The following is a 10,402-nucleotide window of genomic DNA, read 5'->3' as shown; positions in this document are numbered from 1 at the left end:
CCCCCCCACGAACAAAACGAATCGGATTAAAGAATTGGTTATTGGTGGTATAACGGTTAATGACTCTGCGGGCGTACCCCCTTTGTCCACAAGCAAAAGCAGATAAGTTTTGCGCCCCCGCGGATACCCCTAGGAGTAGATCAAAAGGATCAAATTGAGAGCGCATAAATTCATCAAGAACACCGGCAGTAAAGATGCCTCGCTGTCCACCGCCTTCGCAAACTAATGCAACTTTGCCTTGTGGTAAGGATGATTGAAATTCAAGTGCAGTAATATTATTTAATGTAACCGGTATATACTTCCCCATAGAGTCTCCTTAATACAACCTTATAAGGATACTCGCACCTGTTTTCAAGGTCATTCTTTTTAATCACTAATTAAAATAAATTAAGTCGCTATTAAGTTAGCCTTGAATATTCACTGATGATTCAACGCTTTTTACACCATCAATTTTTTCAATGATCTGAATGATTTGTTTTTCCTGATCTGCATTTTTAACAAAGCCGGCAACTGTGACATGACCAAATTCAGTACGAACTGAAAGTGATCCACTGTCAATGGAGGGGTTAGGTAATAGTGTTTCTTCGATTTTTTTCGATATTGCCGTATCGCTTAATTCATTGTTAACATTACTGGTAGTTTTATCAATTTCGTTATACCACGATGTCTCCGCAATAGTTGCTGTACTTATCATTGTCACTGTCATACCCGTGACTAGCGCTAATACTAATTTTATTTTTTGTTGATTCATTGCTTCCCCCTGCTCATAAATTAATCATGACAGGAAATGTGTGTATTTTTTATCAAATTATTAACAAGTACTTCAGTTACACTACTAAGTTATGAGTAGCAAATAAAGTAATAAATAGTAAATAAAGATAACTTTTTGTAATTTTAATCTGAAAAATAGCCATTTATATGTAAAAAGTTTTTATTTTATTTATACAATGAGTATAAAAATATCATTATTAGGATAGCAGAGAATAGAAAGAGTAATAGCTGATTAAAGGGTAGTTTTTATTAGAATATCGACGGAATATAAATAGTATAGATAAGATTATTGAGTAAACCTAAACAGATACTGGGGTTGATTTTACAATATATTATTGTGAAAAAAGCCATAAAAAATATGGCTTTTTATATGATTTATAACAGAAAATTAGTGTTCACGCGTTTGATGGAACTCAATATCAGGATAGCGTTCACGGGTTAAATTTAAGTTAACCATCGTTGGTGCAATATAAGTTAAGTTATCACCACCATCTAATGCCAGATGTTGCTCATTTTTACGCTTAAATTCTTCGAGTTTCTTTTCGTTACTACATTCAACCCAACGAGCCGTCGATACATTCACAGATTCATAAATGGCTTCAACGTTATACTCACCTTTTAAGCGTGCAACCACGACATCAAACTGTAGCACCCCAACTGCGCCAACAATTAAATCATTATTAGCTAGGGGTCTAAACACCTGTACCGCACCTTCTTCAGATAATTGCACCAGACCTTTTAACAATTGTTTTTGTTTTAGCGGATCACGTAGACGAATACGGCGGAATAATTCCGGAGCGAAGTTAGGAATACCGGTGAATTTTAACATTTCACCTTGAGTAAAAGTATCTCCAATTTGAATGGTACCGTGATTATGCAGGCCAATAATATCACCAGGATAAGCATGCTCAACATGAGAACGATCCCCTGCCATAAAGGTCAATGCATCTGAAATCACCACATCTTTTTTCGTGCGTACTTGGTGCAGTTTCATCCCTTTATCATACATGCCTGACACCACCCGTAAAAAAGCAACACGGTCGCGGTGTTTGGGATCCATATTAGCTTGAATTTTAAAGACAAAACCCGTGAATGTCTCTTCAGCCGCTGTCACTTCTCGCATATCAGTTTGACGAGGCATTGGCGCTGGCGCCCACTTCACCAAACCATCAAGCATGTGATTAACACCAAAGTTACCTAATGCGGTACCAAAGAAAACCGGAGTCAATTCACCCGCTAAGAAAGCTTCATGATCAAACTCATGTGATGCACCTAACACCAACTCTAGCTCATCACGTAATTGAACGGCTAAATCATCACCAATCGCTTCATCTAACTCAGGATTATCCAACCCTTTGATTACTCGTGAGTTTTGGATAGTATGACCTTGGCCTGTTTGATAAAGATAGGTTTCATCTCTTAAGATATGGTAAACCCCTTTAAACAGTTTTCCACAGCCAATCGGCCAAGTAACAGGACTACAGGCAATTTTTAGCTCAGTTTCAACTTCGTCCATTAATTCCATCGGATCACGAATATCACGATCCAATTTATTCATAAAGGTCAAAATTGGCGTATCACGTAATCGAGTCACTTCCATTAATTTACGGGTACGATCTTCGACCCCTTTTGAAGAGTCAATGACCATTAAACAACAGTCAACGGCAGTTAAAGTACGATAAGTATCTTCAGAGAAGTCTTCATGCCCTGGGGTATCAAGTAAGTTAACTAGACAATCTGCGTAAGGAAACTGCATAACAGAAGTGGTAATGGAGATACCACGTTGTTTTTCCATTTCCATCCAGTCTGATTTAGCATGCTGATTTGAACCACGCCCTTTTACTGTTCCTGCACGTTGGATAGCTTGTCCGAATAACAACACTTTTTCAGTGATGGTTGTTTTACCCGCATCGGGGTGGGAAATAATGGCAAAAGTTCTACGACGAGCAACTTCTTGCTGAAAAATAGGATTAGACATCAATAGTGATCTTCTAGTTGATAAACAAGTGAATGCACTGCACTGAGATATTTCTATAACGACTTATTAAAGTGACTATAAAGCACATTCACCCGTAAGTTAATCTTAGTTGGCGCTTATTTTCGCCTATCTTGGCTTTATAAACAATCAATGGTTATCTATTTATTCTCAGCATTGTGCCAATGCTCTGTTGTCGTTGTTTGCAATCGTTGTTTTTTTAGCTGATGAACAACCTTTTAATCCTCCCCACAAATCAAGTAAACAAATTTTACACTTTTTAGTGTCATTTTTGTAAACTTGTTTCACAAAAAAACTAAGTGTACAATTATGACATGTTTAAGTGTTATTTTTGATAACTAAAGGTGTATTGTGAAAAAGATTGAGGCAATTAAAAAGCTCTTAGAATATGACAAGCGCGGTCGCTGCGTTTTTACTAATTCAGATCTGGCCAACATCTTTCATCAAGATAATGAACGAGCATTGCGTGCAGGAATTAAACGTTTGCAAGACGATGGCTTACTCACTAGGATCATTAATGGTGTGTACTTATACAATTTAGCGCAGTCAAAAGGCAGCGATACGTTGGAGCAAATTGCTAAAACTATTCGACGTGGGGAATATAACTACATTAGCTTGGAGTCTGCCCTTTCTGATTTTGGTGTTATTTCGCAAATTCCAGTAGATCGCTTAACTGTTATGACAACGGGACGTTCCGGTGAATTCAAAACGCCTTTGGGTACAATTGAATTTACACATACAAAACGAGCTCCAATCGACATTATAGAGAATACCACTTTAGTCGGCAGACCACTTAGATTAGCAACAAAACAAACTGCATACAGAGACTTAAAACGAGTCGGCCGAAATACACATTTAGTAAGCAAGGAGGAACTATATGAAAATTGATCAAGAAAATTTCGCGCTATTGGTGAATAAAGCAATGCAGGTCGGAAATGTATCTCACATGCGTTCCGTGATAGAGAAAGAACTCTTACACTACGATATTTTATTTGCGCTAGAAAAAGGTGGACTTCTAAACAAACTGACTTTTCAAGGTGGCACTTCATTACGTCTTTGTTATGGTGGTAATCGTTTCAGCGAAGATCTGGATTTTGCTGGCGGGAAGGATTTTAGCTCAGCAATGTTGGCAGATATGAAACATTGTATAGAAAAATACATTGGCGAACGATACGGGCTAGAAGTAACAGTAAAAGAACCAAAAGATCTAAAGCAAGATCCTAAATATTCTGAATTGAGCATTGATAAGTGGCAAATAGCAGTAGTGACTTCTCCTGAGAGAAAAGATCTACCAAAACAAAAAATCAAAGTAGAAGTGGCAAACATTCCAGCCTATACAAGAGAGCCCCAACCTCTGCAAATAAACTATGATTTTTTGCCTGATGGATACAGTGATATGCTAATTTTGACAGAAAGTTTGGATGAAATCATGGCGGATAAAATCATTTCTTTGCCAGCCACTACAAGGTATGTCCGCCACCGAGATATATGGGATTTAGCTTGGTTACAGCAACAAGGCGCGACACTCAATATGGACTTAGTTAAAAATAAGGTATCAGATTATAAACTTGAGCACTTCAACAAAATGTTGGAAAACTTTCTCGAACGACTTCCTAGTATTGTATCTAGTGAAGCATTCATTGCAGAAATGAAACGTTTCTTACCAACAGATGTATTTGATAGAACCCTCGCTCAGGATAAGTTTCAAGTTTACCTGCAAAATACTTTGGCGAAACTATTTAAAACTGTGAGTAACGAATTACTAGGCAAGGTCACTAATAGTGAATTTAGAATGTAAATTAATAAATGGCTCAACTTGATGGGATTCACTTCAGTATTTTCCTATCTTAATAGGCTTTTTATAAACTAACAATAAATTTAAGAACTAAAGTAAACATGCGTTTTACTTATTTTAACGCCCATCATATTGTCTTTATTATTCTCACAATATGTTTTACTAAATAACCCCTGTAACTAAAGTAAAATTATTTACCAAAATATCCATTAGGTAAAATTTAAATAAAAGAATAAAAGTCTACTCACTTCACATAAAATAAAAAAAGACGCCTAATAGAAGACGTCTTTAATTTAACTTAAATAAGTATTTAATTAGAATTTAATTGGATAAGCCATGATTATCGCATCTTCTTTTCCCGTTGCTGTTGGATAATAATTCTTACGTACAGATACTGAATTAAATCCTATAGATTCATAGAGATTAGATGCTTTTTGATTGGATTCTCTTACCTCAAGCCATAATGTAGCAATATCTTTTCTTTCAATATTATCAATAAGTTCTAATAACAATGCTTTTCCATAGCCTTTACCTTGATAATCAGGATGTATCGCGATATTAAAAAGCGTTGCTTCATCTAATATTAATTGCGTAATAGCAAAACCTACCATAATATTATCAATGCAAATTTTTAGATTAAAATAATGATCACCTTGGTTACTATAGAATGTTTCTTCGCTCCAAGGGAATGAATGACTTAGTTTTTCAATTTCCCATGCTAAAGGTAAATCAGCAGGGTTTAATGGGGAAATGGTCTTCATGTTGATAGATTTGTTTCCAAAGATCGCGTTTTGCATTGGCATCAAAATATAATTGATGTAATGAAGGGCTTCTCAGAGAAGTATATTGAGCAGGTAGAGTGATATCAGTACCTAATAGCCAACAGGCTGGTGTAAATGATCCTGTGAGCAGGCTCACATCCTCTGAGGTAATACAATAGATTTCACTTTTATCTATTCCCATAGTGCTAAAAATATCAGAGAAAAGCCCGTTATTTAGATCAACAACATCATCAGTAATGATAAGTAAACGAGTGGTATCCGGAAATTGCACAGAATGTTCGCCTTTTAATACAGCAGGCTTACGAAGTACCCATTGACGAATTCCAAGTTGGGCTAACATTCTGTCTTTACGGCTCATGATATTTACCTATCAAGTGTAGAACAACGGTACATAGTATCAGAGGGCATAAACTACGCCAATAAATAGCGTCAGTTTCTTTATATCTGATATCATGCGTTTTATGTTTTTTAAGGAGTAATAATCATAATGTCCTCATTGTCCCCTGCCAGCGAAGTTATTCTTCGTCATCTAGATCATTTCGCAGACAGGCACGTGCTCATAGCAGGTGATCTTCAAGACACGCTAGCATCACAAATTCAGGCCAAAAGTGTTAGAGCCTATACAAATCAATATCACCAGTGGCTACCGCTACTCAAATCCATGGGTGATAATGCATTTTTTGGTTTAGCGGCAGATCAATCATTCGTAAAATATTGCGACACTTTGATTTATTTTTGGCCTAAGAATAAGAATGAAGCAACTTTTCAGTTACGTAGCTTATGTGCAAGTTTATCTGTCGATACTGAAATCTTCATCGTCGGCGAAAACCGTAGTGGTGTAAAAAGTGCTACGGAATTAATGAATGGTATAGCAAAGCTAAAAAAAATAGATTCAGCACGTCGTTGTAGCCTCTTTTTTGGTTCACTAACCTATCAAACACTCTTTGATCGAAATAACTGGTGGCAAACTTATCGTTATGACGATTTAACGGTGATGGCATTACCCGGTGTTTTTAGTCAAACCGCATTAGATGAAGGCAGCCGATTATTACTCTCTACATTTGATGATGCAATGGTAGGTGACTTACTGGATATGGCCTGTGGTTGTGGGGTGATTGCCACGGTATTAGGCAAGAAAAACCCGATGTTAAAACTCACACTCTGTGACGTCAATGCAGCCGCTATTTCATCCAGTATTGCCACGTTAAACGTTAATGAATTAGAAGGACGGGTTATTGCAAGCAATGTCTATTCTGCGGTAGAAGAAACTTATGATTGGATAGTCTCTAATCCTCCTTTCCATGATGGCTTAGGTACCAGCTATCAAGCTGCAGAAGACATTATTCGTCTCGCGCCTAACTTTTTGAAAAAAGGCGGTAAACTGCGTATTGTTGCCAATGCTTTCTTACCTTATCAAGATATTCTTGATCACGTGTTTGGCTCTCATGAAGTGCTTGCATCAACAGGTAAATTCAAAGTTTACCAAGCAACCAAGAAATAGTAATCACCAGCACTATTATAAAAACCGCCAGTAATTGATTTTTCAACTACTGGCGGTCTTCTGTTTATAACTGAAAACAGTCATCTAATAGCAGACACTTTTATTTTCAAACGAAATTATCATTTTTTTGAACCAATAACCTGACCACTTTTATCTCTGTAGATGGTAGTACCATTACTGTCTGTACGAGCTGAACCTGTGACTTGACCACTTTTATTGAGATAGATGGTCTCACCGTTACTATTTGTACGGGTAGAGCCTGTGACTTGACCACTTTTATTTAGGTAGATGGTATTACCATTATTACTTCTACGGGCGTAACCAATAACTTGACCACTTTTATTTAAATAGGTGATCTGACCGTTATTACCTGTACGGGTTGAGCCAATAACCTGACCACTTTTATCTTTGTAGATTTCCGCATATACATTACTTGATATAATCACAGACAAGATAACAATCAATATATTGATTTTTTTCATAAAAAACCTCATAAACCTACTGCATAATCGGTTTTGTCATAATTATTTATCTTAGTTCTAAAAATAGAATCTATCTATTTTATATTATAACTCTCGCTGTTTTATTTTTATCTCCAAGATAATCTATTGATAAAAATAATTGACGCCAAAATTAAAAAGCATAAAATTCGCCGACTATCTATTAAGATATTGTGTTTTGCGAGAGTGGCGGAATTGGTAGACGCGCTAGCTTCAGGTGTTAGTGTCCTTACGAACGTGGGGGTTCAAGTCCCCCCTTTCGCACCAAAACAGACTGATGAGTTAAACCCTACTTTATTTACTTCCTTCCTTTTTATTATCAGCAGGTTATCGTGCCTTTATTTACGGTTATCTACCCATGATAGGTTAAAAAAAAGGTCATTAAGCTATAGGTGATCACAACGCCGGCGGGGATCATCACCCACATTTGTAATTTCTTATGAAATAACATAATGGTAGATAGCAACATAGAAATAACAAGAACCAATGTAAATGCTGCTGTTCCTGCAATAGAGTGGGTGATCACAGTAAATAACGAAGCAACGGCCAACATTTCCCATAAACTAATACGAGATGTCCAAGAAGAGACAGAGGAGATACGTGTTGATTTAGCCATGAGAGTCACCATTCGTTAATGATAATGATTTTCATTATTATATAACACATTGGTTAACTCAATGTCTATCAAGAAAAAAAAGTAGCCATAACCTTAATTTTAAAGAGGTTAAACAAAAAACGCTTTACCGCTGCCAACGATAAAGCGTTTTAGAGTCATCAAATGATGATGTAAAATAAGTGATTAATCTTCTTTATTAAAATTAAGCACTAAATGAATATCTTCAGGCTCTCTTTCATAAAGCTCAGTATCAGGCACATCAATTAAACGACAGCCCATATGCTGATAAAAATTAACACTATTTTCAGAAGGCGTTGAGGATATATATAATCCGCTAGCCCCTTTTTGCTTCGCATATTCCACACAATAATCAAACAATATACGGGCTAATCCTTGCCCACGCTGCTGGTGGCTAATATGTAAGAAAGAGAGCTGTAACAAGGTGTTATCTTGGCCTCGCCACTGTGGATCAACACTGGCAGCAGCGACTAACTTGTCATCTTCAAAGACTCCCCAAAAAGGGGCACCGCGCTCAGCGCTTTCAAGTAAAACAGGGGTATAATGTTCTGCCTCACCTTCAGGCCAGCCTTTCATATCAAAACGCTGTTCAGATAACACCAATTGCCCTTGTTGTAAAACATATAGCCTTTCAATCAGTTCTGTTCTATCAATTTCCCAAACGCGAGGGATTTCATTATGTGTTAATAGACGAATATTTTTTTTCATTGTTGAAGATTAACCTGTTCTGAAGAAGATCCGCTCCGCTCTAATGCGTGGTAAGCCACTGCACAGAATAAGGAGTTCAACCGTTTCATATCACCCAACAAACTGGTATGCAGCGAACTGGTTTCAATACTTTGCATATTATGCAAATGAAGACGTTCTACATGAGCAAACGAGTAACGTTGGTTGAGTAAACGGAATCGATGTTTTGCTCGGCGTAATTTACGCGCATGCTCCATATTGCCGGAAACAAACACCGACATCGCCAGATTCAGATTACTTTGCAGACGCTCAAGGAGTGTCTGTAATTCACGACGTCCTTCCTCCGATAAATTTAAGTGATGATCTAAACTTTTATTCACCACCTCACCAGACATACGCGCTATGATAGCGGAAGATTGTTGCAAATTCATCGCGGTATCAATAATTTCTGCCCAGCGACGAGAGTCTTCAGTACCAAGATCATGCTGCTGAATTTGTGCCATATACAATTTAATACTGCTATGGAGCAATTCCACTTCCTCTTCTAGCTGGCTAATCTCCCTTTTTTGCAGACGATCCCCTTCCATTAAGGCTTGAAAACGTTGCAACATCTGTTCAACCACATCCCCTAACCGTAATGTCTCTCTGACTGCATTAGCAATAGCTAAAGAGGGAGTATCAACGGCAGATGGATCTAAATAACGAGGTGCAACTTCTGTCCCAGTAACCGGTAATTCCGGCACTAATTTTTGACATAATTTCGCCATTGGCCCCACAAACGGCAACATCAACACACAGCGCACTAAGTTATAAATCACATGAAAATAGATAATCACTTCCGCAGGGGAAAAATCATATTGTTGGATTTTTGTCGCAATGATGGTGATCCACGGCAATACCAGCAAGGCGCCAATTAATTTAAAAAACAGACTTCCTATGACGACTTGACGTGAACTAATACTTTGACCACGGCTACTGATTAATGCCAACAATCCACTACCAATATTAGAACCAATAACAATACATAAACTAATATATAAAGGCATAAAGCCTGTTGCACTTAATGTTGCGGTAAGTAATACCGCCGCTAAGCTTGAATAACTGACCATCGCAAAAATAGCGCCGACCAGTAGTGCTAAAATCGTATCCCCGCTCAAAGAGGTAAAAATAGCTTGTACTGCACTGGCATGGGTTATCGGCTCAGCAGAAGTCACAATCAGTTGTAATGCTAAGATAATTAAACCAAGGCCTATTCCCACTCTACCCAGTTGCCCGATACGCTCTTTTTTACGACTTAAAAAAGTCATGACACCCAGTAAAATCAGTAACGGTGATAACCACGAAAGATCGAATGTCAGCACTCGCGCCATTAGCGCTGTACCTACATCAGCCCCTAACATAATCACCAAAGCGGGTGTAATAGAAATAAGACCTTGAGTGACGAACGAAATCACTAGCAATGCCGTAGCATTACTACTTTGTACTAAGGCAGTAACACCGACACCGGCAAGAAAAGCATTCGATTTTTTATTAATACTTTTACCTAAAATTCGGCGTAAATCAGAGCCGAACACTCGCATAATACCGGTGCGAACAATATGTGTTCCCCAGACTAAAAGTGCCACGGATGAGAGTAAATGAAGCAGTGTTAGCATAGAAATTAGTCACCTTATTTTTTATCGTTGTTTATTGGCTCATTTCTCCTTCAATGCCATAAAAGAGAGAGATCCTACGCA

Annotated in this window: 12 protein-coding genes and 1 tRNA gene; 4 read left to right on the top strand and 9 right to left on the bottom strand. The window is 37.6% G+C overall.

Features of this window, described 5'->3' with window-relative positions:
- The 3 genes from ACYUCW_RS12570 to prfC form a co-directional block, all read right to left on the bottom strand.
- Positions 1-307 (bottom strand): patatin-like phospholipase family protein (locus tag ACYUCW_RS12570; protein ID WP_460408721.1); only part of this gene is annotated, 307 nt, incomplete at its 3' end.
- A gap of 96 nt (positions 308-403) precedes the next feature.
- The gene (locus ACYUCW_RS12565) at positions 404-751 is read right to left on the bottom strand and encodes a BON domain-containing protein (protein WP_460408720.1); all 348 of its coding nucleotides are present in this window, start codon (positions 749-751) and stop codon (positions 404-406) included.
- A 408-nt stretch (positions 752-1,159) separates the two neighbouring features.
- Positions 1,160-2,749 carry a peptide chain release factor 3 gene (prfC, locus tag ACYUCW_RS12560; protein WP_004245645.1) on the bottom strand — a complete coding sequence of 530 codons (1,590 nt, stop codon included), beginning with the start codon at positions 2,747-2,749 and terminating at the stop codon, positions 1,160-1,162.
- A gap of 369 nt (positions 2,750-3,118) precedes the next feature.
- Between prfC and abiEi the strand changes: the two genes are divergently transcribed.
- Positions 3,119-3,655, top strand: a complete 537-nt coding sequence (abiEi, locus tag ACYUCW_RS12555) for a type IV toxin-antitoxin system AbiEi family antitoxin (RefSeq protein ID WP_004249304.1) — start codon at positions 3,119-3,121, stop codon at positions 3,653-3,655.
- Positions 3,645-4,565: a nucleotidyl transferase AbiEii/AbiGii toxin family protein gene (locus tag ACYUCW_RS12550; protein ID WP_004249303.1), complete on the top strand. Its 921-nt coding sequence runs from the start codon at positions 3,645-3,647 to the stop codon at positions 4,563-4,565. Before abiEi ends, ACYUCW_RS12550 begins: the two co-directional genes overlap by 11 nt.
- A gap of 311 nt (positions 4,566-4,876) precedes the next feature.
- Here the strand turns inward: ACYUCW_RS12550 and rimI are convergent, their stop codons facing one another.
- Complete coding sequence (rimI, locus tag ACYUCW_RS12545) at positions 4,877-5,323, bottom strand: ribosomal protein S18-alanine N-acetyltransferase (RefSeq protein ID WP_004245652.1); 447 nt, start codon at positions 5,321-5,323, stop codon at positions 4,877-4,879.
- Positions 5,292-5,702, bottom strand: coding sequence for a DNA polymerase III subunit psi (locus ACYUCW_RS12540; protein ID WP_004245653.1), 411 nt, complete (start codon positions 5,700-5,702; stop codon positions 5,292-5,294). Before ACYUCW_RS12540 ends, rimI begins: the two co-directional genes overlap by 32 nt.
- Before the next feature lie 129 nt (positions 5,703-5,831).
- Here ACYUCW_RS12540 and rsmC point away from each other — a divergent pair, with 129 nt between their 5' ends.
- Positions 5,832-6,845, top strand: coding sequence for a 16S rRNA (guanine(1207)-N(2))-methyltransferase RsmC (gene rsmC / locus ACYUCW_RS12535; protein WP_004249302.1), 1,014 nt, complete (start codon positions 5,832-5,834; stop codon positions 6,843-6,845).
- A 119-nt stretch (positions 6,846-6,964) separates the two neighbouring features.
- Here rsmC and ACYUCW_RS12530 read toward each other — a convergent pair whose 3' ends face one another.
- Positions 6,965-7,327 carry a hypothetical protein gene (locus ACYUCW_RS12530; protein ID WP_163748284.1) on the bottom strand — a complete coding sequence of 121 codons (363 nt, stop codon included), beginning with the start codon at positions 7,325-7,327 and terminating at the stop codon, positions 6,965-6,967.
- Between the two features lie 198 nt (positions 7,328-7,525).
- Here ACYUCW_RS12530 and ACYUCW_RS12525 point away from each other — a divergent pair.
- Positions 7,526-7,612, top strand: a tRNA-Leu gene (locus ACYUCW_RS12525).
- An 85-nt stretch (positions 7,613-7,697) separates the two neighbouring features.
- On the opposite strand, the gene ACYUCW_RS12520 is transcribed toward ACYUCW_RS12525, so the two are convergent.
- From ACYUCW_RS12520 to ACYUCW_RS12510, 3 genes are all read right to left on the bottom strand, one after another.
- Entirely contained in the window at positions 7,698-7,961 is a 264-nt protein-coding gene (locus ACYUCW_RS12520) for a DUF1435 family protein (protein ID WP_004245657.1), read from the bottom strand.
- A gap of 183 nt (positions 7,962-8,144) precedes the next feature.
- Positions 8,145-8,687, bottom strand: a complete 543-nt coding sequence (locus ACYUCW_RS12515) for a GNAT family N-acetyltransferase (protein WP_004245658.1) — start codon at positions 8,685-8,687, stop codon at positions 8,145-8,147.
- On the bottom strand, positions 8,684-10,321 hold the full coding sequence (locus ACYUCW_RS12510; RefSeq protein WP_004245660.1) for a Na/Pi cotransporter family protein: 1,638 nt from the start codon (positions 10,319-10,321) through the stop codon (positions 8,684-8,686). The genes ACYUCW_RS12515 and ACYUCW_RS12510 overlap by 4 nt, the downstream gene beginning before the upstream one ends.
- Between the last annotated feature and the right edge of the window lie 81 nt (positions 10,322-10,402).

It is taken from the genome of Proteus sp. MB838 (assembly GCF_054767435.1).
Note: the sequence above shows the minus strand (reverse complement) of the source record. Positions and strands in the feature narration are given on the sequence as shown.

Coding starts and splice junctions, on each gene's coding strand:
- ACYUCW_RS12565 (WP_460408720.1), bottom strand. CDS start 751: ATGAATCAACAAAAAATAAAATTAGTATTAGCGCTAGTCACGGGTATG.
- prfC (WP_004245645.1), bottom strand. CDS start 2,749: ATGTCTAATCCTATTTTTCAGCAAGAAGTTGCTCGTCGTAGAACTTTT.
- ACYUCW_RS12550 (WP_004249303.1), top strand. CDS start 3,645: ATGAAAATTGATCAAGAAAATTTCGCGCTATTGGTGAATAAAGCAATG.
- rimI (WP_004245652.1), bottom strand. CDS start 5,323: ATGAAGACCATTTCCCCATTAAACCCTGCTGATTTACCTTTAGCATGG.
- ACYUCW_RS12540 (WP_004245653.1), bottom strand. CDS start 5,702: ATGAGCCGTAAAGACAGAATGTTAGCCCAACTTGGAATTCGTCAATGG.
- rsmC (WP_004249302.1), top strand. CDS start 5,832: ATGTCCTCATTGTCCCCTGCCAGCGAAGTTATTCTTCGTCATCTAGAT.
- ACYUCW_RS12530 (WP_163748284.1), bottom strand. CDS start 7,327: ATGAAAAAAATCAATATATTGATTGTTATCTTGTCTGTGATTATATCA.
- ACYUCW_RS12520 (WP_004245657.1), bottom strand. CDS start 7,961: ATGGCTAAATCAACACGTATCTCCTCTGTCTCTTCTTGGACATCTCGT.
- ACYUCW_RS12515 (WP_004245658.1), bottom strand. CDS start 8,687: ATGAAAAAAAATATTCGTCTATTAACACATAATGAAATCCCTCGCGTT.
- ACYUCW_RS12510 (WP_004245660.1), bottom strand. CDS start 10,321: ATGCTAACACTGCTTCATTTACTCTCATCCGTGGCACTTTTAGTCTGG.